Raw genomic sequence first — 22,895 nt, 5'->3', positions numbered from 1 at the left:
GCCTGCCGATGGCAAGGGCGGACGGCGCATGCCGTCCGCCCGCGGCTCAGGCTTCGCCCTGCTCGATCTCTTCGAGCGAGCCCTGCAACTCCAGCCACTGTTCTTCCAGCGTTTCCATGCGCTTGCCGTGTTCGCCATGTTCGGCCATGACCTTCTGGCGCTCGGCGCGGCGCGCGTCGGAATACAGGTCCGGGTCGGCGATGACGCCGTCCAGCGCCTGCAGCTTGGCCCGCAGTTTCTCCATCTCGGCCTCGACCTTGGCCAGCTTGGCTTCCAGCGGCTTGCGCAGCGCCGACAGGCGCTGGCGCTGCTCGGCCTCGGCGCGGCGTTGCGCCTTGCGGTCGACCACGGCCTCGCCGTTCTCGGCGTTCTCGCGGGCGGCCTCGGCGCGTTCGCCGGCGTTGCGGGCCGCCAGCCAGTCGCGGTAGTCCTCCAGGTCGCCGTCGAATTCGCGCACGGCGCCGTCGGCCACGATCCAGAAGCTGTCCACGGTGGTGCGCAGCAGGTGGCGATCGTGCGACACCAGCAGCATGCTGCCGCCGAACTCGGCCAGCGCCGCGGCCAGGGCCTCGCGCGTTTCGACGTCCAGGTGGTTGCTGGGCTCGTCCAGCAGCAGCAGGTTGGGCTTCTGCCAGACGATCAGCGACAGGGCCAGGCGGGCTTTCTCGCCGCCCGACATGGGGCCGACCTTGCTGTTGACCGTGTCGCCCGAGAAGCCGAAGCCGCCCAGGTAGTTGCGCAGCTCCTGCTCGCGCGTTTCCGGCGACAGCCGCGCCAGGTGGGCCAGCGGCGTGCTGTCCACGTCCAGCATGTCGAGCTGGTGCTGGTGGAAGTAGCCGATCGCCAGCCCGCGCGAGGCGCGGCGTTCGCCGGCCTGCACCGGCAGTTCCTCGGCCAGGGTCTTGATCAGCGTGCTCTTGCCGGCGCCGTTGGCGCCCAGCACGCCGACGCGGCTGCCGGCGCGCACCATCAGCGTCACGTCGCGCAGGATCGGCACGTCGTTGCCGGCCGCGTCGGTGTAGCCGGCCGACAGGTGTTCCAGCGTCAGCAGCGGATCCGGCACCTGCTCGGGCGAGGGGATGCGGATGTCGATGCCGGCCTCGGCGTGCAGCGGCGCCAGCACCTGCATGCGCGCCAGGGCCTTGACCCGGCTCTGGGCCTGCTTGGCCTTGGAGGCCTTGGCCTTGAAGCGGTCGATGAAGCCTTGCAGGCGCGCCGCTTCGCGGGTCTGGCGTTCGTAGGCGATGTTGGTCTGGCGCAGGCGTTCGGCGCGCTGCGTCAGGAAATCGCCGTAGCCGCCGCGGTAACGCACCAGCTTGGCGTGGTCGAAATGCAGGATGGACTTGGCCACCGCGTCCAGGAACTCGGTGTCGTGGGAGATCAGCATGACGGTGCCGGGATAGGCGGCCAGCCATTTCTCCAGCCACAGCATGGCGTCCAGGTCCAGGTGGTTGGTGGGTTCGTCCAGCAGCAGCAGTTCGGACGGCGCCATCAGCGCGCGCGCCAGCGCCAGGCGCATGCGCCAGCCGCCGGAGAAACTCGCCACCGGCTGGGTCCATTCGGCCGGCTTGAAGCCCAGGCCGGCCAGCAGTTGCTCGGCGCGCGAGGCCGCGCTCCAGGCGCCGGCCTCCACCAGCGCCGCTTCGACCTCGGCGATCTGCGTGCCCTGGTCGTCGGTCAGCTCGGCGCGGCGCGCCTGCAGCGCGCGCAGCGGCGTGTCGCCGTCGATGACGAATTCCCGCGCGGGGCGGTCGTCGGCATGCAGTTCCTGTTCGACGCTGGCGATGCGCCAGCCGGCCGGCAGCGCCAGGTTGCCGGCGTCCAGGTCCAGCGCGCCGGTCAGCAGCGCGAACAGCGACGACTTGCCGGCGCCGTTCTTGCCGACGATGCCGACGCGTTCGCCGGGGTGCACCACGAATTCGGCGTCGTCCAGCAGCACCTTGGTGCCGCGACGCAGGGTCAATCCAGAGGCGCGGATCACGTCGTCAACTGCTCGCGGGTCAGCAACAGCAGCTGGTCGGAGGCTTGCTCCGTATCCAGCCACACCGGCGACAGTTCAGGGAAGGCGGCTTCGAAGAAATCGCGCTCGTGGCCGATCTCCAGCACCAGCACGCCGTTCTCCGACAGGTAGCGCGGGGCCGCCTGCAGGATGCGGCGCACCAGGTCCATGCCGTCGGCGCCGCCTGCCAGGGCCAGCTGCGGCTCGTGGCGGTACTCCTGCGGCAGCACGTCCATCGAGCCGCTGTTGACGTAAGGCGGGTTGCAGACGATGACGTCGTACTGGCGTTCGGGCAGGCTGTCGAACAGATCGCTCTGGTGCAGCGCCAGCCGGTCGGCCAGGCCGTAGTCGTCGACGTTGCGGCGGGCGACCTCGAGCGCGTCGGGCGACACGTCGACGGCGTCCACCTGCGCGTACGGGAAGGCCAGCGCCGACAGGATCGCCAGGCAGCCCGAGCCGGTGCACATGTCCAGCACGCTGTCGACGGCCTGCGCGTCCTGCACCCAGGGCGACAGGCCTTCGTCCAGCAGTTCCGCGATGGGCGAGCGCGGCACGATGACGCGCGCGTCCACGTAGAAGCGATGCCCGCGCAGCCAGGCCTCGTTGGTGAGATAGGCGGCCGGCACGCGCTCGGTGACGCGGCGGTCGATCAGGTCCAGCACGCGGTTGCGTTCTTCGTCGAGCACGCGGGCGTCCAGGAAGGGTTCCAGCGTGTCCAGCGGCAGGTGCAGCGCGTGCAGGACCAGGTAGACCGTCTCGTCCCAGGCGTTGTCGCTGCCGTGTCCCAGCGCCACCTGGGCGGCGTTCAGGCGCGATACGCCGTAGCGGATCAGGTCGCGCAGGGTCAGCAGTTCTTGGCGGGCGTTTTGAGGCATGAGAGGCTTTTTACTTGGCGGGCAGGAGGAGGTTTTCCAGCGTGCGCCGATAGATGTTCTTGAGCGGGTCCAGCGAGGCCAGCTCGATACGCTCGTTGACCTTGTGGATCGTGGCGTTGCACGGGCCGAACTCGATGACCTGCGGGCAGATCTTGGCGATGAAGCGGCCGTCGGACGTGCCGCCGGTGGTCGACAACTCGGCCGTCACGCCGGTCTCGTCGCGGATGGCCTTGACCAGCGCATCGGTCAGCGAACCGCGCGGGGTCAGGAAGGGCTCGCCGCCCAGTTCCCAGTCCAGCGTGTATTCCAGGCCATGGCGGTCCAGCACTTCGTGCACCCGCGCCTTCAGGCCTTCCGGCGTGCTGGCGGTGGAGAAGCGGAAGTTGAACAGCGCCACCGCCTCGCCCGGCACCACGTTGGTGGCGCCCGTGCCCGAGTTCAGGTTCGAGACCTGGAACGTGGTCGGCGGGAAGTACTCGTTGCCCTGGTCCCATTCGATCGCGACGATCTCGGCCAGCGCCGGTGCCAGCTGGTGCACCGGGTTGCGCGCCAGGTGCGGGTAGGCCACGTGGCCCTGGATGCCCTTGACCGTGAGCTTGCCCGACAGCGAGCCGCGGCGGCCGTTCTTGCAGGTGTCGCCGAGCACGTCGCCCGAGGTGGGTTCGCCGACGATGCAGTAGTCCATCTGCTCGCCGCGCGCCTTGAGCGCGTCACAGACGATGGCGGTGCCGTCGATCGACGGGCCTTCCTCGTCGGACGTGATCAACAGGGCGATCGAGCCGCCGTGCCGCGGGTTGGCCGCCACGAATTCCTCGGCCGCCACCACGAAGGCCGCGATCGAGCTTTTCATGTCGGCGGCGCCGCGGCCATAAAGGTAGCCATCGCGCTCGGTGGGCACGAACGGATCGCTTTCCCACTTCTCGCGCGGGCCCGGCGGCACCACGTCGGTGTGGCCGGCGAAGACCGCCAGCGGCGCCGTGTCGCCACGGCGCGCCCACAGGTTGGTGACACCGCCCTGGGCGATGGTCTCGCAGGTGAAGCCGATGCGCGCCAGGCGCGCGGCCAGCGTCGCCTGGCAATCGGCGTCCGCCGGGGTGACCGACGGACGGGCGATCAGGTCCTTGACCAGATCCAGAACAACCGAAGGAGGTTGGCCCTCCTGCCGCTGCGCGGCTGCCTCCCCAAGGGAGGGTGCACGCCCTTCGGGCGGCCGTGCGGTCGTGCGCATTACGCCCTCAGCAGATCGTTGATGCTGGTCTTGGCGCGGGTCTGCGCGTCGACACGCTTGACGATGACGGCGCAGGCCAGGCTGTGCGAGCCGTCGGCCGAGGGCAGCGAGCCCGGCACCACCACCGAACCCGACGGCACGCGGCCGTAGGTGACCTTGCCCGTGGCGCGGTCATAGATCTTGGTGCTTTGCGACAGGTACACGCCCATGGCCAGCACCGAGTTCTCTTCGACGATCACGCCTTCCACGACTTCCGAGCGGGCGCCGATGAAGCAGTTGTCTTCGATGATGGTGGGGTTGGCCTGCAGCGGCTCGAGCACGCCGCCGATGCCGACGCCGCCGGACAGGTGGACGTTCTTGCCGATCTGGGCGCACGAACCGACGGTGGCCCAGGTGTCGACCATGGTGCCTTCATCGACGTAGGCGCCGATGTTGACGTAGGAGGGCATCAGCACCACGTTGCGGCCGATGAAGGCGCCGCGGCGGGCGACGGCGGGCGGCACCACGCGGTAGCCGCCTTGCTTGAAGGCGTTGTCGCCGTATTCCGAGAACTTGAGCGGCACCTTGTCGTAGAACTGCAGCGGGGCCTGGCCCATGATGGCGTTGTCGTACAGGCGGAACGACAGCAGCACGGCCTTCTTGATCCACTGGTGCACGACCCAGTCGTCGTTGATTTTCTCGGCCACGCGCAGGCGGCCCAGGTCCAGCCCGTCGATGGTGTGTTCGACGGCTTCGCGCACTTCGGCGCTGGCGTCGACGGGCGACAGGTTGGCCCGGTCGTCCCAGGCTTTTTCGATGGTGGTCTGCAGGTCGAGAGTCATAGCGGCTCAGCTTTTCAAAAAAGGTTGATCAAACAGAAGTATGTACGAAATGGGCGATGCGTTCGGCCGCCTGCACGCAGTCGGCCAACGGCGCCACCAGGGCCAGGCGGATGCGGCCCTGTCCCGGATTCACGCCATGCGCTTCGCGCGCCAGGAAGCTGCCCGGCAGCACGGTAACACCGGTACGGCCGTACAGGTCGCGCACGAAGGCGGTATCCGAGCCCGGCGTGGCCGCCCACAGGTAGAACGAGGCTTGCGGCCGCGAGACGTCCAGCACGTTCTGCAGGATCGGCAGCACGGCCTCGAACTTCTCGCGGTACAGGCGGCGGTTGTCCTTGACGTGGGTCTCGTCGGTCCAGGCGGCGATGCTGGCGGCCGACACCAGCGGGCTCATGGCGCTGCCATGATACGTGCGGTACAGCAGGAAGCGGCCGATCAGCGCGGCATCCCCGGCCACGAAGCCCGAGCGCAGCCCCGGCACGTTGGAACGCTTGGACAGGCTGGAGAACGCCACCAGGTTGCGGTAGTCGTCGCGGCCCAGGCGGCGCGCCGCCTGCAGGCCGCCCAGCGGCGGATTGCCTTCGTCCAGGTAGATCTCGGAATAGCACTCGTCGGAGGCGATCACGAAGCCGTAGCGGTCGGACAGGGCGAACAGGTCCTTCCATTCCTCCAGCGACATGACGTTGCCGGCCGGGTTGCCCGGCGAGCAGGCGAACACCAGGCGGGTCTTTTTCCAGATGTCTTGCGGCACCTGGTTCCAGTCGCAGGCGAAATTGCGCAGCGCGTCGGCGTTGACGTAGTAGGGCGTGGCGCCGGCCAGCAGGGTGGCGCCTTCGTAGATCTGGTAGAACGGGTTGGGGCAGATCACCACCGATCCGGCCGACGGATCGATCACCGTCTGGGTGAAGGCGAACAGGGCCTCGCGCGAGCCCAGCGCCGGCAGCACCTGGGTCTCGGCATCGGGCGCCGGGATGCTGTAGCGCCGCGCCAGCCAGTCGGCGATGGCCCGGCGCAGTGCGGGATCGCCCTTGGTTGACGGATACACCGACAAGCCGCCAAGATGATCGCGAATGGCCTGCCCCACGCGTTCGGGCGCGGCGTGCTTGGGCTCGCCGATCGACAGGTTGATGGGCGTCAGGCCGTCCGGCTGCGCGCTGGCCGAGGCCAGCAGGGCGCGCAATTTTTCGAACGGGTAGGGGTGCAGGGCATCGAGGCGCGGATTCATGACGCAAGATTTTAACAAGCAAGCTACAATAGCGGGCTTGGCTTAACGCGAAGGTGGCGAAATTGGTAGACGCACCAGGTTTAGGTCCTGACGCCGTAACAGGTGTAGGGGTTCGAGTCCCCTCCTTCGCACCAACCCCATTCAGGCACTGATGTGGCGATACGCCGGCAGCAGTGTCCCCCAAACCCCGAGACATCCTTGTGTCCCGGGGTTTTTCATTTGGCGGGCCATCTGCCGCTCTTGAATCCCCGTATTGAGGGCCGGAGCCCCATACCGGCCCCAACACCGGCCCCACACCGGCCCCCGCGCCGGACCCAGCGCCTGTACCGCCGATCCCCTGCTTGTTATAAAGAGCCCTGAAGCTTTTCTTGTCGAGCGAGGATAAATGTTGTCGATTCAAATGCTTAGCCGCGGCGGCCTGTTGTTGCTTGTCGCGCTCATGTCCGGCTGTTCCTCCTCGTCCATCAATCCCTGGTCTTCGCCCGCTGCCCCCGGTTCCGGCTCCGACTCGTCACGGGTCAGCCTGGAATGCCGGGTCAGCCGCAGCAGCTGCATCTACGAAGGCAAATACGAGACGGGCGAGCGTGACTATGCCGAAGACGAGGCCAAGCGCTTGAATCGGGCCGAAATGGAACGGTTGCGCCGCGCTTTCGGCGGTTGAGCCGGGGGGGTGAAAATGCCCGCCGGCTGGCGGGCGTTGACGCCGCCATCGGCGGCGCGCCGAATGCGGCGCCTTCGGAGAGGGCGAAGGCAGGGCCGGCGCTCACGCGGCCGCGGGGGTGGTGGCTTGCGGTTTGCCGTAGAACACCCGAGCGCAGGCCACGCCGCTTATCAGTCCGGGCACGCCGCCCAGGAACAGCGGAAAGCCCAGTTCGGGCAGCGTGTTCTCGCGCACGGCGAAGCCCGCGAGGAAAACGAAGGCATAGAGACCGCCCAGCAACCCCGGCCAGCAATACGAGCGCCATGTCACGACGGCGGGCCGGCAGGCGCCCGTCACCAGGCCGCACAGCAGCGCGGGCACGCCGCCGTACAGGTACGACCAGGGCACCAGGAAGACCGACGTGAACAGCGATTCCAGGCTCATCGCGGCGGTGGCCAGAAACAGCGCGAACACCAGGGTGCCTACGGGGGGACCCAGCGCGGCGAACAGGGCGGCGCCAGCGGCGCCTGCGCGGGCAATGTCGCCGCGCGTCTTGCCTTCGGGCCGGCGCACGATGCGCCACGTCAGCACGCCCAGCGACGCGGCGGCCAGCACACATACGGATAACAACAGCACGGCGTGCCTTTTAAGTGTCGGTGGGTCGGTTGGGGAACAGGTTCAATGACAGGATGGCATCGGGATAGGTCGCCAGCAGCATCCCCGACAGGTGGCCGTGCAAGGCGCCGAACAGCGGCCAGCTCAGCGCCTCACTGCCGGGCAGCAGGTCCAGCAGCATCAACTGGCCGGTGCGCACGGTGCCGACGAAATAGGCGCGTTCGTCATGCTGGCCCGTGGGCGTGGCGCGATAGATCTTGGTGGCTCGGCCGCTGTCGTCCTTGCGCCAACTGTTGCCGCTGGTCGTGGCGCGGGCGCCGATGGGGGCGATGTCCGCCTGGATGGTTTCCCAAAGGGCGCGGGCGTTGGCGGCGTATACGACGATGGTCATGGTGGGCGCTGTCCTATGCGGAAAATTGGGAACGCGAGGCCGGGCACGGCAAAGTTACCAACGTGGCCGTGGCACGGCAAGCGCCGGCGCGTTGCGCCGCGGGCTCAGTCGCCTGCCAGTTCCCGCAGTTCATCGGCGCGGTTGATGTTGAGCAGCATCGGACAGTACTCGTACATGGGTGAACCGACATGCGCCCCGGCCAGCGCGCAATGGCCGTTGCGGTACGCCAGCCAGGCCTTCTGGGTCTGTTCCAGCTTGGCGGCGTCGTCCGGGTAGTCGGTGGCCAGGCGTGCCTGGATCCGGGCGTAGAGCGTGTTGATTTCACGCTTGGCCGCCGCCGAGACGCCTTCCGCGCAGGCGCCGACGGTGCCGTTGTTGGTGACGCCGGCATCGCGCAGGCAGCGGTCGTACTGGCCCATGTAGTCCGGCGTGGAGGCGCCCAGGGCCAGGGCGGGAGACAGCATCAGGGAAAGCGCGAGGGCGTGTCGGATCATGGTGGCGCGAAGGTGAAAGTGAACGGATCGGGTGCGCTGGAAGCGGCGCGCAGCGCAAGCATACCGCCAGTCCCGGCTTGGTGTTTTCCCGGTTGACACTATGCTGGATAGTCCATAAAGTCACTCGCACAGATCTAGATAAAAGACCATCTGTAAGATGGTCTTTTATCGCGCGCACGCTGCGTCGACCTCTTACAGAAATAATTCCAAGAGGAGACCGCCGTGCAATCATTACCCGTCAAGCTGCGTGGCATCGACGATGTCATCGCGTATATCGATTCATGTCCGGGCATCGTCGGCCGGGCCGGCCTGATATGGTGGCTCGCCCTGGGCGGATTGTTCCTGGATGCGTTCGCCAATTCCGCGCTCAGCGCGGGCCTGGGGCCCATGACGCGCGACCTTGGCCTGAGCGCGGGCCAGGTCGCGTTGATGACGTCCTTCGCGTCCTGGGTGGCCATCGCCTTCAATCCGATCGGCGGCTGGATGGCGGATCGCTGGGGCCGTATGCGGCCTCTCATCACGGCCAAGCTGCTGGCGCTGATCGGCGCGCTGCTGGTGGTGTTCGCGCCGTCGTTCGACGTCATCCTGGCGGGCCGTTTCTTCGTGGGCGCGGCCTACGGCATCGACTTCGCCATCGCGATGGCGGTGCTGGCGGAATTCACGCCCGTCAGGCTCAAGAGCCGCCTGAACACCTGGCAGGGCATGTGGTACACGGCGGTCTGCTCCAATCTGCTGCTGGCGCTGCTGTTCCATTCATGGGAAGTGGGCGACGCGATCTGGCGCTATTCGGTCGCGGCCACCGCGGTGTTCGCGCTGGCCATCCTGGTGCTGCAACTGCGCTACATGGTCGAAAGCCCGATCTGGCTGGCGCGCAAGGAGCGCGTCGACGAGGCGGCCGTGGCGATGACCCGCATCTACGGCCAGCCGTTCACGGCGGCGCCGCCGCATGAGCGCGTGCCGGTGGTCAACCAGGCGCGGCGCGGCCTGGCCAATGTGCTGCTGATCTTCCGCGGCGTGTACCTGCCGCGCACGATACTGGCGGCCACTGTACAGATCGGCCAGTCCATCCAGTATTTCGCGGTGGGCTGGTACCTGCCGCTCATCAGCGCGGCACTGTTCGGCAAGGACTTCGTCTACGCCACGGTGGGCGCGCTGGTGTTCAACATCTTCGGCATCTTCGGCGGCTTCATGTCGCCCTACATCGGTCGCAAGCTGGGCTTGCGGCGCGCCTCGGCGTTCGGCTTTGCGGCCGTCTTCCTGATGCTGCTGATCCTGGGCACCTTCCACGGCAAGATGCCGTTGTGGCTGGCGGTGGCGGTGCCGTCGCTGTTCATCCTGTTCCATTCAGGCGGTCCGGGCGCCAACGGCAAGAGCCTGTCGTCGCTGTCGTTCCGCGGTGAATTGCGGGCCGGCGCCAACGGGGTCATCGGCGCGCTCGGCTCGATCGGCGCGGCGGTCGGCCTGCTGGTGTTCCCGCTGTTCCGCGAAAGCTATGGCCTGGAGAAGACCTTCCTGATCCTGTCTGCCGTCCCGCTGGCGGCCAGCATCATCTGCTTTGCCATCAAATGGGATCCCACCCGCAGCGGCATCAATCCGGACAACGAAGCCGGCGCGCCGCAGTTCAAGGGGGACGAGAACCTGCCCGCGCTCGATCCGGCGCTGGGGAAAACCGCAAGATGACGCACGGAGACAACATGTCGAACAACGTGATCCTGGCCATCGACGCCGGCACCTCGGGGACACGCGCCGCCCTGGTGTCGGGCGACGGCCACGTGTCGGGCCAGGAATACCTGGCCCTGCAGGTCGATACGCCGCGCCCCGGCGTGGTCGAGCAGGATGCCGATGCGATTCTCGAAAGAACGCTGCAGGTGTGCCGCAAGGTGATCGCGCAGGCGCGTCGCGACGGCCAGGCCATCGTGGCGTTGGCATTGGCCACGCAGCGCGCCACCGCGGTGCTGTGGGATACCGCCACGGGCCGCGCGCTGGTGCCGGCCATGGTGTGGCAGGACACGCGCTATGTCGATGAACTCGATCGCCTGGCGCCCGCCTGGAACCCGCGCCTGCTGGAGCAGGTGGGCCGCCCGGCCGGTGTGCGTTCGCCGTATCTGTGGGCGGCGCGCCACCTGCGCGATTCACCGGCCGTGGCACAGGCCTGGCGCGAGCGCCGGCTGGCGTTCGGTACCGTCGACACCTGGCTGCTGTGGCATATGTCGGACCGCCGCGAATGCGTGACGACGCCCACCAATGCCACCTCGGCCGGCGCCTATGTTTTGTCCGGGCACCGCTACTACCTGGACTGGATCGACGCGCTGGAGTTTCCGCGCGAGCTGCTGCCGGCCTTGCGCCAGGAAGCCGACGATTTCGGCCAGACGCGCGCGGACCTCCTGGGCCTTGCCGTGCCGATACGGGCGTCGGCCGGCGACCAGCACGCGGGCGCGGTGGGCCTGGGCTGCCTGGATCGCGGGCAGGCGATGTGCGTGCATGGCACGGGCAGTTTCGTCGACCTGATCATCGGCCCCGAGGCGCCCGTCAACAGCGGCCGCTACGAAGGCTCGCTGACGATGACGGCGCGGCGCCAGGACCAGGTGTCGCATTTCGCGGTCGAGACCTTCGTCGCCACCACCGGTTCGGCCTTGAACTGGGTCTGCGACAAGCTGAAGTGGTTCAGGAACGCGCAGGAGATCAGTGAACTGGCCGCCACCGCGCAATCGGCGGGCGGCGTGACATTCATCCCGGCCTTGACCGGGTTGCGCGTGCCGCGCATGGCGGCCGGCGCGCGCGCCTCGCTCACCGGCATCTCCATGGCTACCACGCAGGCCGAAGTGGCCTACGCGATCCTGGAAGGCATCGCCCATTCGGTGGCCAGTTGCATCGAGGCGGACGAGGAAGTATCGGGCGTGCAGGTGTCGGAACTGGTGGTGGGCGGAGGCCTGTCCAGCAGCGATCCGTTGCTGCGCATCCAGGCCGACCTGCTGGGGATACCGATCCGCCGCATGCAGGAGGCCGATCGCGCCAGCCTGCGCGGCGCGGCGTTCCTGGCGGGGGCGTCGGGCCTGCTGTGGCCATCGTTGCAGGCCGCGCGCCAGACCGCCGCCACCGATGCGGTATTCCAACCCACCCTGGCGGCCGAGGCCCGCGCCCGCCGCCGCGCGCTGTGGCATTCGCGCGTCGAATCCGAACTGGCCCACGCGGGCCTGTATTCCCAGGACAAGCAGGAGGCATTGCGGACATGATCGGGTTGCCATCGAGAAAGCCCAGGAAGGATCGGGCCGGCATGACCCGCGGCGAACCGTTGCGGCTGGCGCGGCAGGAACAGGCGGACCGGCTGGGCGGCGAACACTTCGACATGCTCATCGTCGGCGGCGGCATCACGGGCGCCTACGCGGCGCTGGACGCCAGCCTGCGCGGCTACCGCGTCGCGCTGGTCGAAAAGGACGACTTCGCCTCGGGCACCTCGTCCAAGTCGTCCAAGATGGTGCATGGCGGACTGCGCTACATCGAGCAGGGCAACCTGGGCCTGGTGCGCCATTCCCTGCACGAACGCCAGCGACTGCGGCGCAACGCCCGCCACCTGGTGCAGCGCCTGCCGTTCCTGTTTCCGCTGCTGGAACGCGACGGCGTCTTCGACAAGCGGCTGGCCAAGGCGTTCGAGAGCCTGCTCTGGACCTACGACCTGGCCGGCGGCTGGCGCGAGGGCATCCTGCACCAGAAGCTGACCCCCGAGGAAGTGCTGTCGCATTGCCCCACCTTCAAGCAGGACGGCCTGCTTGGCGGCTTCCTGTATTTCGACGCGCGGGTCGATGACGCGCGCCTGACGCTGGCGGTGGCGCGCACCGCGGCGTTCCACGGCGCGGCGGTGCTGAACCACGCCCGGGCCATTGAAGTCACGCGCGACACGCATGGCAAGGTCGACGGCGCCATCGTGCAGGCCGGGCAGGCCGGGCAGGCCGAGATCCGCGTGCGCGCCAACGTGGTGATCATGGCCACCGGCGTCTGGCTGCGCGACTGGAACGGCAGCCGCAAGGGCGATCCCCAAGCCTTGCACATCCGCCCCGCCAAGGGCGTGCACGTGGCCGTGCCCTGGCTGAAGGTGCGCAACGACTGCACGGTGACGATCCCGGTGCCGGGCCGCAGCCGCCGCGCCACCATCACGCGCTGGGGCAATGTCTCGTACCTGGGCACCACCGACGAAGACTACGCGGGCGACCTCGACGATGTCCATTGCACCCGCCGCGAACTCGATTTCCTGCTGGAAGGGGCGCGTTCGGCGCTCAAGACCGACCTGCGCGCCGAGGATGTGGTGGGCAGCATCGCCGGCTGCCGGCCGCTGGTCGCGCCGCCGGGCGGCAAGACGCTGGAGATCAAGCGCAACCACGAAATCCGGATCGCGGCCGATGGCCTGGTCACCATCGTCGGCGGCAAGCTGACGACCTCGCGCCACATGGCCGAGCAGACCATCGACGCCGCGCAGAAGGTGCTGGGGCGCAAGGCGCGCTGTGTCACGGCCAGCGCCTTCCTGCTGGGCGCGGCCGGCTACGACCCGCAGGCCATCGTGGCCTCGGGCGGCCTGTCCGCGCACCTGGGCGAACGCTATGGCACCGAGGCGCGCTTCGTCAGCGACCTGATGCAGCAGACGCCGGCGCTGGCGGCGCCGCTGGTGCCGGGGTTGCCGTACACCGAGGCCGAGGCGCTGTACGCCGTGCGCCACGAGCTGGCGGCCACGGTCGAAGACGTGCTCTCGCGCCGCATGCGGGCAAGGCTGATGGCGCGCGACGCCTCCGCCGAGGCCGCCGAACGCGTGGGCAAGATACTGCAGGCCGAACTGGGCCTGTCCGACGCCGCGGTGGCGCAACAGGTGCGCAGCTACCGCGCCGCCATCGAGCATGAAAAGTCCGTACTAATGGGAGACGACTCGTGATCAGTAAAGAAGCTATCAGGCGCGGCTACAACCGCGGCAACTACGTAGTGGGCGCGCACACGCCGCCGGCCTACGCGGCGGGCCTGACGCAGGCTGGCACCGAGCCGGGCCTGCAACGCGATCCCGTGTCCGTATCGGCCGCGCAGGTCGAGGCGCTGCGAGCGGCCGCCGACGAGGTGTTGACCACCACCGCCGACGCCGTGGCCTGGACGCGCGATTGGTGGGCCGGCTCGATGATGACCGAGACCGCCGGCCGCCCGGCCGCGCCGCACGCGGTGATCGTCAAGGTGTCGACGGTGGAGCAGGTGCAGGCCGTGATGCGCATCGCGCACGCGGCCGCCATTCCCGTCACCGTGTCGGCGGGGCGCAGCAACGTCACCGGGGCGGCGCTGCCGCTGCGCGGCGGCATCGTGCTGGACGTCTGCCAGTTGAACCGCTTCATCGGGATTGACCGCGAAAGCCAGATCGTCGAGGTCGAGGCGGGCATGTTCGGCGACGTGTTCGAGCAGGCCATCCAGCGCGAGCATGGCCTGACCATGGGCCATTGGCCGTCCTCGTTCGGCATCAGCACCGTCGGCGGCTGGGTCGCATGCCGCGGCGCGGGACAACTGTCCACGCGCTACGGCAAGATCGAGGACATGGTGTTCGGCATGGACGTGGTGCTGGCCGATGGCAGCCTGATCACGGTGGGCGGTTATTCGCGCGCGGCGCTCGGCCCCGACCTGCTGCAGCTGTTCATCGGCTCCGAGGGCACGCTGGGGGTGGTGGTGCGGGTCCGCCTGAAGCTGCATCGCCTGCCCGATTACGGCCGCGCCATCGCCTACGGTTTCGAGACCTTCGCGGCCGGCCTGGAGGCCTGCCGCCAGATCATGCAGCGCGGCGCCAACCCCGCCGCCTTGCGACTGTACGACGCGCTGGAAAGCGGCGTGCAGTTCAACCGGCCCGACCTGAACGTGCTGCTGGTGGCCGACGAGGGGCCGCGCCCGATCGTCGACGCGGTCATGGGCATCAGCGAAGAGGTCTGCCGCGAATCCGGCGTGGCGCTGGATGGCAATGAGGTGTTCGAGCGCTGGCTGGATACGCGCTACCTGACCGGCAAGAGCGCCGAAGGCTTCAAACGCAGCCCCGGCTTCGTGGCGGACACGCTGGAGATGGCGGGGCGCTGGAGCGACCTGTCCGCCATCTACGACGAGGTGGTTGCCGCGGTCAATGCCGTGCCCGGCACGCTGGCCGGTTCGGCGCACCAGTCGCATGCCTACGTCGATGGCGCCTGCCTGTATTTTTCGCTGCGCGGCGAGGTCGCGGTCGACGAGCGGGCACAGTGGTATCGGCGCGCCTGGGACGCGGCCAACGCGGTGTTGATCAAATACAATGCCGCGCTCAGCCACCACCATGGCGTGGGCCTGCTGCGCTCGCCCTACATGCGCGAATCGCTCGGGCCGGCCTTCGCCGTGCTGCATGCCGTCAAGCAGGCGCTGGATCCGCACAATATCCTCAACCCCGGCAAGCTCGGCCTGACGGACGAAGGCCCCTACGATCAAGGCAGGCGATAACATGGACAGGTCACTCGGCGCATGCCTGGCGCGGCATCCGGTCATTGCCACGCTCTACGGACCGGAGCAGGTCAACGCCTTCGTCGGCAGCGTGGCCGAGATCGGCATCGTCGCCAATGTCGAGCTGCGCCGGCTTGCGCCGGTGATCTCCGCCCTGAACCGGGCGGGCAAGTACGTCATCGTCAATATCGACAGCTGCGAAGGCCTGTCGCAGGACAAGGGCGGCGTCGAATACCTGGCGGACATCGGCGTGGCGAGCCTGGTGTCGACCCGTGTGGCCACCATCCAGCGCGCCAACCGCGCCGGCATGGTGACGATGCAGAAGGTGTTCGTGACCGACCGCTCCACCTGGCCGCGCAGCGTCAAGGCGCTGGAGCAGAGCGATCCCAACCTGGTGCAGATCATGCCGGCGCCGATGCTGGCCCACATGGCGCCGCAGGACCTGAAGGCACTGCCGCCGATCGTGGCGTCGGGCTTCGTCTGCAACCAGGCCGACGTGGCGGCCGCATTGCGCCAGGGCGCGGTGGCGGTGTCGACCAGCGACGTCGCGTTGTGGAGCGTGGACCCCAGAACGCCGCGATGAGCGGGGCTCGCGCGACGCCGGCCGGCCCGATACCGGCCGACATCGTCAAGCAACGTCAAGAATCGCGCGGAATTTGCATTGCTTTGAAATCGTAACGCCCGCGCCGCGCTACCTTCGCGTTTTCAATCGCGGAGGGCGAAACATGTACCCACTATCCAAGCGCTGCGGCGCGGAATTCTTCGGCACCTTCTGGCTGGTGCTGGGCGGCTGCGGCGCGGCGGTGCTGGCGGCGGGGTTTCCGCAACTGGGCATCGGCTTTGCCGGTGTCGCGCTGGCGTTCGGCCTGACGGTGCTGACCATGGCGTTCGCCGTCGGCCACATTTCGGGCGGGCACTTCAATCCCGCGGTCACGGTCGGCCTGGTTGCCGGCGGGCGTTTCCCCGCCCGCGAAATCCTGCCCTACGTGGTGGCGCAGGTGCTGGGCGCCATTGCGGCGGCCGCGGTGCTGGCGGTGATCGCCAATGGCCAACAGGGCTTCGACCTGCAGGCCAGCCGTTTCGCTGCCAACGGCTTTGACGCCTATTCGCCGGGCAAGTACTCGATGGCTGCCGCGCTGGTCACCGAAGTCGTGATGACGGCCGGTTTCCTGTTCGTGATCCTGGGTGCGACCTCCAAGCGCGCGCCGGCCGGCTTCGCCGCGATTCCGATCGGCCTGGCGTTGACGCTGATCCACCTGGTCAGCATTCCGGTCACCAACACCTCGGTCAACCCGGCGCGTTCGACCGGCCCGGCGCTGTTCGTGGGCGGCTGGGCGCTGGAGCAGCTGTGGCTGTTCTGGGTGGCGCCGATCGTGGGCGCGATCATCGGCGCGATCGCCTATCGCCTGGTGAGCCAATCGGAAGCGCAGCCCTGAGGTGATGATGCGCCCGCCGGACGGGTCGACCGTCCGGTTGCGCTCAATCCGCTTCGGGCAATTGCGCCAATTGCGCGTCGCTGGGAAATCCCCGGGTGCGGTAGCGCGCCGGATAGAGATCTTCGGGTTCGAGCAACGGCGCCAGCACCGGCGCCGCCTGCTCCCAGCTGACAACCCGCACTTCGCCGATATCGTCGTTGGCCTCCGGGCGCACCAGCGCCAGCCGGTCGACCTTGGGCAGGGAGGTGTCCACGCCGCGCGTCCAGGTCGCCAGCGAGAACGACGTGGCGGAATCGTCGTTCTGCATGAACAGATTGTAGGTGGCGACGAACACATCGATGCCCCGTTCCTCGTGCAGGCGGTCCAGCGCTTCCTTCTGCGCGTCGTAATCGCCCTGCGCCAGCACTCGCGCCAGGTGCGCCTGCAGGTGGATGATGCGCTCCTGGCGCGGCAGGTAGCGTTCGACGCCGGTTTCGCCATAGTGGTACATGTATGGCGACACCGGGCGGCCGTGGGCCACCACCTGCTGGCTCAGTTCCATCATCTTCAACAGGCCGGCGTCGTCGTTGTCGCCGCTGACCAGCAACAGATCCCGCGTGGGCATCATGAACACCGGACGCCCGCGGACCGCGACGCGTTCCAGCATGTCCGGCAGCAGCGCGCGGCTGATGTCGTAGCCGTCTTCCCAGGCCCCGCCATGCACGCCCGGCGCCACTTCCACGAAGTGGTCGGCCGAGTCACGCAGGTTGTCGATGGCGATGGCCAGCGACTGCTCGAACGACAGGCCCCAGTCGGCATCGGGGCCGTTGGTGAGCGTGGCGATGGATTCCGGATGGTCCAGCGCCAGCAGCACCACGCAGTCGTCGCCGAACGGCCGCAGGGCGGGGCGGAAGTCGGTGTCGTTGCCGTCCGTGCGCAGGTGGTGCATGCGGATCGCCTCGATCATGGCCCGGGCCCGGATCACCGGCCGCAGCAGCGGGCGGGCCTCGGCCAGCGAGGCCGGCCTGGCCTGGTCGCTGGTCAGCAGGGTCGAGACATAGCCCTGCAACGCGCCCTGGCGCTGGCCGCTTCGGGCTTCGCAATAGGCGTTATAGGCGTTGTGCAGGTTGAAGTACGAGCCTTCGCCGTGAAGCAGCCGGAATTCATCCGCTTTGTAGTCCAGCGTGCCGGTGTAGCCCCGCTGTCGGACGGCGTCGATGAAAAGCCGGGCGAACTGGTCTTGCGTGGGCTTGCGCCGGAACAGCGAGTCGAGTAATCCCATGCTTTTCCCGGGCCTTGCGGCCGCTATGCGGGCCCGCCGTGCAGTCGCGGCGCGCCCAGCCTGAACCAGGCCTTGGCGATCTGGCCGTCGCGCACTTCGTAGATCGCGACGACGTCGACTTCACCGCGGCCGTCGGCGAAGTTGCGGGTGACGACTTCCTGGTCCACCACCATGTCGCCGTTGACCATGCGATGGACCAGCCTGCCGTGCAGATCGGGTTCCTTGAAACGTTCGAGGTGACGTTCGCGGACCTGGGCGCTGCCACGCGCCAGCAGGGTGCCGGGGAACGCGTAATACTCGCAGTCCTGCGCCCATGCCGGCATGAAGGCGTCGATGTCCCGGGCATTGTAGGCGTCCAGCTGGCGCTGCACGACATCGGCCGGCGAGGGCGCTGGCCGCGCGGCGCGTTCGGCGGCCTGCTGGCGGATGCGCGCTTCGGTATCGGCATCCAGCAGCCGGCGGATCTCGCGGAACAGCGGCAGGGCATCGGTGTGCTTGCGGCCGTAGTCCAGGTTGAACGCGTAGTCGAAGTCCGGCGCGTTGGCGCCCTGGTTATGTTGCAGCAGCGTCTCCAGCTTGTCCATGGCCTTGACGGCGCGGGCTTCGGGCGAGGCGGCATTCTCGTAGTCGTCCCACAACGCCAGCAACCGGTCGCGCGCCGGGGCATCGAGCGGGCTGGCCAGTTGCAGCAGGTCCAGCCGTTCCTGGGCGCCCTTGCCGGCGCCGGGGGACTGTTGCGTCGCCGGAATGTCGCCGTGGATGGCTTCGCCCAGGTCATGGATCACGCACAGGCGCAGGATGCGGGTGAAATCCAGGTCCGCCAGGTCTTCCTCCAGCATCATGGCCATGAGGCAGAGGCGCCAGGTGTGTTCGGCGGTGCTTTCCTGGCGTCCGCCCGAACTGCGGGCGCTGCGCAGCACGTCCTTGAGCTTCTCGGCTTGCCGCAGGAATTCGAGTCGGCGGGACAGGGTGTCGGTGTCCATGAATCAGGTCGTCGTAAGTCCGTTGTCAATACGCTCGCGGGTATCGTCCCCCGTCAGCGAGTGTATCTTGCGTTCGTCCCGACCGCGCGGATCGGACGGCGCAGCGCCGCGGCGGCGCCACATGGCGTCCTGTCGCCGGACCGAGGCAAAAAAGCGGCGGCGGCGGCCGGAACCGGGGTGGGCAGGTTGTACATTACGCACTATTACCTGCTTCATCCCTACAGGACAGCCCCATCATGACCGCCCCGGAAGTCATCATTTCGCCCTCGATCACGTGCGCCAACGACCAGCCTTTCGTGCTGTTCGGCGGGATCAACGTGCTGGAATCCAAGGACCTGGCGCTGCGCGCCTGCGAGGAATACCAGCGCGTGACCACCAGGCTGGGCATTCCCTACGTGTTCAAGGCGTCGTTCGACAAGGCCAATCGTTCCTCGATCCATTCCTACCGGGGGCCGGGACTGGAAGAGGGCATGAAGATCTTCGAGGCGGTCAAGCAGAACTTCGGCGTGCCGGTGATCACCGACGTGCACGAGCCCTGGCAGGCGGCGCCGGTGGCGGAGGTCGCGGACATCCTGCAATTGCCGGCGTTCCTGGCCCGCCAGACCGACCTGGTGGTGGCGCTGGCCAAGACCGGCCGCGTCGTCAACATCAAGAAGCCGCAGTTCCTCAGTCCTACCCAGATGCTCAATATCGTCGAGAAATTCACCGAGGCCGGCAACCAGCAGATCATCCTGTGCGATCGCGGCACCAGCTTCGGCTACGACAACCTGGTGGTGGACATGCTGGGCTTCGGGGTCATGAAAAAGGTGACAGGCAACCGGCCCGTGATATTCGACGTCACCCATGCCCTGCAGCAGCGTTCGGCCCTGGACGCCGCCTCGGGCGGGCGCCGGGAGCAGGTGGCGGAACTGGCGCGGGCGGGCATGGGCGTGGGGCTGGCGGGCTTGTTCCTGGAGGCCCACCCGGACCCCCGGAACGCCAAATGCGACGGCCCCAGCGCGCTGCCGCTGGACAAGCTGGAGCCGTTCCTCACCCAATTGAAACAACTGGATGACTTGGTGAAATCCTTTGAGCCCATCGACATCGAACCCTGACGGCTGTCATCGCGAATCAGCCAAGTTGTTATACGATCCGGGCCACCAAACCTGAGGGAGGCCCGGATGTCGTTTTACGCGATCGTCGCCGTTCGTAAAGAAGCCGTTACCGGCCATGTCGCCTACGTGCGCTGGGGGCTGGCCGAGCGCGGCGTGCCCGGTTGGGTCAGCGAACCCGTGACCGCGGCGGCTTCCGAAGTGATCGAAGCCATCAAGGCCGGCGCCGACGTCGAGACCGTCGTCAGCGTGGACGGCCTGTCAGTGGCTTCGCGCCCGGTGCGGGTGCTGACCGACGAGGACGGCCGCGAGCATCTGGCTTCCGTGCCGGCGCCCAGTTCCACCCTGCATACGGTGTTCGACCTGCCCGAGTTCTAGCCGCCCGCGCCAATCGCCTTGTTTCACAGGCACTGGCGCAGTGCAAACTTGCGGCCGAAGGCGCGGATCACGTCGCCATCGACCGACGCCGCCACGTCCCAGTGATCGCCCCGCGTGACCAGCACCGACTGCGCCGACAGGGCGTGGCGCAGCGCGAACATCCAGAACGCCGCCTCGGAACCGACCGGCGCCAGGTCGTGCGGGCCGATCCGCAGGCGCGCCGGCCGGGGCGTCGCGCCCAAGGACCAGCGCAGCGCGATCGCCAGGAAGGCGAAGCGGGCCGACATCGACGACGGCTGGACGCGCAGCACGCGGATCTTGGGTTTCATGGCCTGGTGCCCTCCATGGGGATGACTCAGCGTAGCAAAGACGGTCTCATCCTTCCATACCGCGTTTGGCCTAGCGGTGACCCGCGCCGCCCGCGGGCGCGGATGGATTCGGCTCCGCCGGCAACCGGGTGAAGACGTTGGTGACGATCAACTGGTCAGGGCGGCGCACGTTCGGCCCGGGCGGCGGCATCAGCTTGTCCATTTCCCTGCGGTCCTGCACCCGCGTCAGGCTCAGGTGATCGCCCTGGATCTTCACGTAGCGGATGGAGGCCACGCCAAGTTCATGCTTGCTGGTGGATTGCTCCAGCGTCTGTTCGATGCGCTTGGCATCGAGCCATCGGTAGGTGCCGCTGGAAACCATGTCCGGGCCTTGCATCGACCAGGTGCCGTCGCCGCGAAACTCGACCACGCCCGCGCCGCCGGAGGGCTGGGGCGGCTGCGCCTTGCCGTCGACGGTGCGCAGCATGGTCTGGTGCCGCCACTTGCCCACCAGGGCCTGCGCGGCGTCCGGCGCGGGCGGTTGGGCGGGCGCGGCGGCCGGCAGCAGCACGGCGCCGCACAGCAGGGCGGCCAGGGCGTAATGACGCGGAAGCTTCATCTCGAATGATCGTGGATCCGGGTTCAGGGAAGGGGCGCGGGCCGGTGGGGCACTGAGCGCGCTGAGCGCATTATGCGCGACGATGGCGTTTGCGGCGAGGGCCGGCCACGGGCATCGATCCGGTCAGCGCCGGCGCATGCCCTGCAGCAGCAGATCGAGCGCCTGCAAGGCCTGCGCCAGGCGCGCCGGGCCATCGTCCTCGGCGATCCAGAATGCGCTTTCGGCCAGGCCGCCATGCAACATCCGGGCGAGCGCGCGCGGGGGCGCGGCGACGATCACGCCTTGGTCCATCAGGTCCTGCAGCAACTCGCCCAGCGACGCGGTGCATTGTTCCTGGGCGGCGGCGCCGGCATGGCCCAGCACGGCGCGCGCATCCTGCAGCACGATGCGGCGGATCTCGGGGTCGGCGGCCATTTCCAGATACGCGCGGCAGCGCTCGCGCAGCGCGGTCCAGGCGTCGGGCGCATCCCGCGAGATGGCCTGCAGCCGCGCCTCCATCTCGGCGTCGATCTGCGCGGCCACCGCGGCGAGCAGACCTTGCTTGTCACCAAAATGGTGATACAACGCTCCCCGGGTCAGGCCGGCGGCGGCGGTCAGGTCATCCATCGAGGTGCCGGCGTAACCGGCGCGGCGAAACGACTCGCGCGCCGTCGCCAACAGTTTTCCGCGGGTTTCCTCGATCATCTCGGCGCGCGATCGCGACATGGCTGGCTCCAATGACATACGAGTCGTATGTTAATTGACATGCGCCATGCAGGTGAATACCATCTCACATACGTCACGTATGTAAATTTCTCCGGCTGGCTGTCGCCGGCCCGCAACATCCCCAGAGGTTCCGGGTGTCCAATCCCTATCGCGAATTGTTCCAGGCGCCCGGCGCCGCCGGTTTTGTCGCCGCATGCGCCGTGGCGCGGCTGGCGCTGCCGATGATCGGCATCGGCATCATCACCATGCTGTCGCAAGTGCGGGGCGCCTACACCCTGGCGGGCGCGGTCGCGGCCACCTTCGCCCTGGCCACGGCGCTGCTCGCGCCGCGCATTTCACGTCTGGTGGATCGCCACGGGCAGGGCAGGGTGCTGCCGCTGGCGGCGGGCGCCAGCGTGGCGGGGCTGATCGGCCTGGCCGCCTGCGTGCGCCTGCAGGCGCCCGACTGGACCCTGTTCGTGTTCGCGGCGCTGGCGGGCAGCCTGCCCAGCATGCCGGCCATGGCGCGGGCCCGCTGGACCGAGATCTATCGCGACCGGCCGCAACTGCGCACCGCCTATGCGCTCGAATCGGTGCTGGACGAATTGAGCTTCATCATCGGCCCGCCGCTGGCCGTGGGCCTGTGCGTCATCCTCTTCCCCGAAGCCGGCCCGCTCGGCGCGGCGCTGCTGCTGGGCCTGGGCGTCACCGCCTTCGTGCTGCAGCGTGCCACCGCGCCGGCGGTGCAGCCGCGCGAAGCGGGCCGTGAGTCCTCGGTGCTGGGCGTGCCGCTGATGCGACAACTGACCGCGATGATGGCCGCCATGGGGGTCATCGTCGGCACCATCGACGTGATGAGCGTGGCCTTCGCACGCCAGCAGGGCCTGCCGGCCGGGGCCAGCATGGTGCTGTCGGCCTACGCGCTGGGATCGTGCGTCGCCGGCCTGGCGTTCGGCGTGCTCAAGTTCCAGACGCCGCTGGCGCGGCTACTGGCCGTGGCCGCCAGCGTGACCGCCTTCACCACCTTGCCGCTGCTGTGGGTCGGCGACCTGCTCACGCTGTCCCTGGGCGTTTTGCTGGCTGGGCTGTCGTTCGCGCCGACCATGATCATCGCCATGGCCTTGGTGGAGAGCACCGTGCCGGGCCGCCGTCTCACCGAGGGATTGACCTGGCTGGTGACGGGCCTGGGCGCGGGCGTCGCGGCTGGCGCCGCGCTGGCGGGCTGGATCGTGGATCATCATGGCGTCGGCGCGGGCTTCTGGACCGCGGTCGGCGCGGGCGCGGTGGTGTTGCTGGTGGCCGTGTACGCGGCGCGTGGCGCGCGGCCGGCGCCCGCGGCCGCCTGATGGCGGGCGCCTCTAGAATGGCGCAAGCGC

At 68.4% G+C, this 22,895-nt stretch carries 23 protein-coding genes, 1 tRNA gene and 1 pseudogene; 11 read left to right on the top strand and 14 right to left on the bottom strand.

Going from position 1 to position 22,895, the window contains the following annotated elements; translation table 11 throughout:
- Positions 1 to 46: 46 nt before the first annotated feature.
- Genes ACVN9Z_RS25290 through dapC form a run of 5 tightly spaced genes read right to left on the bottom strand, consistent with a single transcriptional unit; the run spans position 47 to position 6,148 of the window.
- Positions 47 to 1,981 (bottom strand): ABC-F family ATP-binding cassette domain-containing protein, encoded by a 1,935-nt coding sequence (locus ACVN9Z_RS25290; RefSeq protein ID WP_109421605.1) that lies wholly within the window; start codon positions 1,979 to 1,981, stop codon positions 47 to 49.
- Positions 1,978 to 2,874, bottom strand: coding sequence for a 50S ribosomal protein L3 N(5)-glutamine methyltransferase (gene prmB, locus ACVN9Z_RS25285; RefSeq protein WP_006386217.1), 897 nt, complete (start codon positions 2,872 to 2,874; stop codon positions 1,978 to 1,980). The genes ACVN9Z_RS25290 and prmB overlap by 4 nt, the downstream gene beginning before the upstream one ends.
- 10 nt (positions 2,875 to 2,884) lie before the next feature.
- Complete coding sequence (gene dapE, locus ACVN9Z_RS25280) at positions 2,885 to 4,102, bottom strand: succinyl-diaminopimelate desuccinylase (protein WP_020928398.1); 1,218 nt, start codon at positions 4,100 to 4,102, stop codon at positions 2,885 to 2,887.
- Positions 4,102 to 4,923 (bottom strand): 2,3,4,5-tetrahydropyridine-2,6-dicarboxylate N-succinyltransferase, encoded by an 822-nt coding sequence (dapD, locus tag ACVN9Z_RS25275; RefSeq protein ID WP_006386215.1) that lies wholly within the window; start codon positions 4,921 to 4,923, stop codon positions 4,102 to 4,104. The genes dapE and dapD overlap by 1 nt, the downstream gene beginning before the upstream one ends.
- A 28-nt stretch (positions 4,924 to 4,951) precedes the next feature.
- Positions 4,952 to 6,148 carry a succinyldiaminopimelate transaminase gene (dapC, locus tag ACVN9Z_RS25270; protein WP_200221526.1) on the bottom strand — a complete coding sequence of 399 codons (1,197 nt, stop codon included), beginning with the start codon at positions 6,146 to 6,148 and terminating at the stop codon, positions 4,952 to 4,954.
- 47 nt (positions 6,149 to 6,195) lie between these two features.
- Between dapC and ACVN9Z_RS25265 the strand changes: the two genes are divergently transcribed.
- Positions 6,196 to 6,282: transfer RNA gene (locus ACVN9Z_RS25265), tRNA-Leu, on the top strand.
- Between the two features lie 251 nt (positions 6,283 to 6,533).
- Positions 6,534 to 6,809: a hypothetical protein gene (locus tag ACVN9Z_RS25260; RefSeq protein WP_133434333.1), complete on the top strand. Its 276-nt coding sequence runs from the start codon at positions 6,534 to 6,536 to the stop codon at positions 6,807 to 6,809.
- Between the two features lie 102 nt (positions 6,810 to 6,911).
- On the opposite strand, the gene ACVN9Z_RS25255 is transcribed toward ACVN9Z_RS25260, so the two are convergent.
- From ACVN9Z_RS25255 to ACVN9Z_RS25245, 3 genes are all read right to left on the bottom strand, one after another.
- On the bottom strand, positions 6,912 to 7,424 hold the full coding sequence (locus tag ACVN9Z_RS25255; protein WP_172999577.1) for a hypothetical protein: 513 nt from the start codon (positions 7,422 to 7,424) through the stop codon (positions 6,912 to 6,914).
- Positions 7,425 to 7,434: 10 nt separating this feature from the next.
- Positions 7,435 to 7,794: a hypothetical protein gene (locus ACVN9Z_RS25250; protein WP_020928346.1), complete on the bottom strand. Its 360-nt coding sequence runs from the start codon at positions 7,792 to 7,794 to the stop codon at positions 7,435 to 7,437.
- A 104-nt stretch (positions 7,795 to 7,898) separates the two neighbouring features.
- Complete coding sequence (locus ACVN9Z_RS25245; protein WP_054485211.1) at positions 7,899 to 8,288, bottom strand: lysozyme inhibitor LprI family protein; 390 nt, start codon at positions 8,286 to 8,288, stop codon at positions 7,899 to 7,901.
- Between the two features lie 222 nt (positions 8,289 to 8,510).
- Here ACVN9Z_RS25245 and ACVN9Z_RS25240 point away from each other — a divergent pair, with 222 nt between their 5' ends.
- The 6 genes from ACVN9Z_RS25240 (at position 8,511) to aqpZ (ending at position 16,195) form a co-directional block, all read left to right on the top strand.
- On the top strand, positions 8,511 to 9,968 hold the full coding sequence (locus ACVN9Z_RS25240; protein WP_006386209.1) for an MFS transporter: 1,458 nt from the start codon (positions 8,511 to 8,513) through the stop codon (positions 9,966 to 9,968).
- A gap of 14 nt (positions 9,969 to 9,982) precedes the next feature.
- Positions 9,983 to 11,521 (top strand): FGGY family carbohydrate kinase, encoded by a 1,539-nt coding sequence (locus ACVN9Z_RS25235; RefSeq protein WP_006386208.1) that lies wholly within the window; start codon positions 9,983 to 9,985, stop codon positions 11,519 to 11,521.
- Positions 11,518 to 13,206 carry an FAD-dependent oxidoreductase gene (locus ACVN9Z_RS25230; RefSeq protein ID WP_458212784.1) on the top strand — a complete coding sequence of 563 codons (1,689 nt, stop codon included), beginning with the start codon at positions 11,518 to 11,520 and terminating at the stop codon, positions 13,204 to 13,206. Before ACVN9Z_RS25235 ends, ACVN9Z_RS25230 begins: the two co-directional genes overlap by 4 nt.
- A complete protein-coding gene (locus tag ACVN9Z_RS25225; protein ID WP_458212783.1) occupies positions 13,203 to 14,759 on the top strand; it encodes an FAD-binding oxidoreductase in 1,557 nt (518 codons plus the stop codon). The genes ACVN9Z_RS25230 and ACVN9Z_RS25225 overlap by 4 nt, the downstream gene beginning before the upstream one ends.
- Position 14,760: 1 nt before the next feature.
- Positions 14,761 to 15,342 carry a glycerol-3-phosphate responsive antiterminator gene (locus ACVN9Z_RS25220; protein WP_006386205.1) on the top strand — a complete coding sequence of 194 codons (582 nt, stop codon included), beginning with the start codon at positions 14,761 to 14,763 and terminating at the stop codon, positions 15,340 to 15,342.
- Between the two features lie 142 nt (positions 15,343 to 15,484).
- Positions 15,485 to 16,195, top strand: coding sequence for an aquaporin Z (gene aqpZ, locus ACVN9Z_RS25215; RefSeq protein ID WP_024069446.1), 711 nt, complete (start codon positions 15,485 to 15,487; stop codon positions 16,193 to 16,195).
- 43 nt (positions 16,196 to 16,238) lie between these two features.
- Here the strand turns inward: aqpZ and ACVN9Z_RS25210 are convergent, their stop codons facing one another.
- From ACVN9Z_RS25210 to ACVN9Z_RS25200, 3 genes and pseudogenes are all read right to left on the bottom strand, one after another.
- Positions 16,239 to 17,456 (bottom strand): DUF1444 domain-containing protein, encoded by a 1,218-nt coding sequence (locus tag ACVN9Z_RS25210; protein ID WP_053500960.1) that lies wholly within the window; start codon positions 17,454 to 17,456, stop codon positions 16,239 to 16,241.
- A 23-nt stretch (positions 17,457 to 17,479) separates the two neighbouring features.
- Entirely contained in the window at positions 17,480 to 17,779 is a 300-nt protein-coding gene (locus ACVN9Z_RS25205) for a nuclear transport factor 2 family protein (RefSeq protein ID WP_411469340.1), read from the bottom strand.
- A 90-nt stretch (positions 17,780 to 17,869) separates the two neighbouring features.
- Positions 17,870 to 18,439, bottom strand: a pseudogene (locus tag ACVN9Z_RS25200) (HD domain-containing protein); the annotation flags it as partial.
- 236 nt (positions 18,440 to 18,675) lie between these two features.
- On the opposite strand from ACVN9Z_RS25200, the gene kdsA reads away from it, so the two are divergent.
- Both kdsA and ACVN9Z_RS25190 read left to right on the top strand, forming a co-directional pair.
- Entirely contained in the window at positions 18,676 to 19,533 is an 858-nt protein-coding gene (kdsA, locus tag ACVN9Z_RS25195; protein ID WP_006386201.1) for a 3-deoxy-8-phosphooctulonate synthase, read from the top strand.
- A 66-nt stretch (positions 19,534 to 19,599) separates the two neighbouring features.
- Positions 19,600 to 19,908 (top strand): hypothetical protein, encoded by a 309-nt coding sequence (locus ACVN9Z_RS25190; RefSeq protein WP_006386200.1) that lies wholly within the window; start codon positions 19,600 to 19,602, stop codon positions 19,906 to 19,908.
- A 23-nt stretch (positions 19,909 to 19,931) separates the two neighbouring features.
- On the opposite strand, the gene ACVN9Z_RS25185 is transcribed toward ACVN9Z_RS25190, so the two are convergent.
- The 3 genes from ACVN9Z_RS25185 to ACVN9Z_RS25175 all read right to left on the bottom strand — a co-directional run bounded on the left by ACVN9Z_RS25185 (position 19,932) and on the right by ACVN9Z_RS25175 (position 21,540).
- The gene (locus ACVN9Z_RS25185; RefSeq protein WP_020928338.1) at positions 19,932 to 20,237 is read right to left on the bottom strand and encodes a hypothetical protein; all 306 of its coding nucleotides are present in this window, start codon (positions 20,235 to 20,237) and stop codon (positions 19,932 to 19,934) included.
- 70 nt (positions 20,238 to 20,307) lie between these two features.
- Positions 20,308 to 20,835 carry a hypothetical protein gene (locus tag ACVN9Z_RS25180; RefSeq protein ID WP_020928337.1) on the bottom strand — a complete coding sequence of 176 codons (528 nt, stop codon included), beginning with the start codon at positions 20,833 to 20,835 and terminating at the stop codon, positions 20,308 to 20,310.
- Positions 20,836 to 20,958: 123 nt separating this feature from the next.
- Positions 20,959 to 21,540, bottom strand: a complete 582-nt coding sequence (locus ACVN9Z_RS25175; protein ID WP_006386197.1) for a TetR/AcrR family transcriptional regulator — start codon at positions 21,538 to 21,540, stop codon at positions 20,959 to 20,961.
- A gap of 134 nt (positions 21,541 to 21,674) precedes the next feature.
- Here ACVN9Z_RS25175 and ACVN9Z_RS25170 point away from each other — a divergent pair, with 134 nt between their 5' ends.
- Entirely contained in the window at positions 21,675 to 22,865 is a 1,191-nt protein-coding gene (locus ACVN9Z_RS25170) for an MFS transporter (RefSeq protein ID WP_047991169.1), read from the top strand.
- Positions 22,866 to 22,895: the final 30 nt, after the last annotated feature.

The organism is Achromobacter sp. KK8, assembly GCF_054188005.1.
The sequence above is the reverse complement of the archived record's forward strand: the minus strand, read 5'-3'. Positions and strand labels throughout refer to the sequence as shown.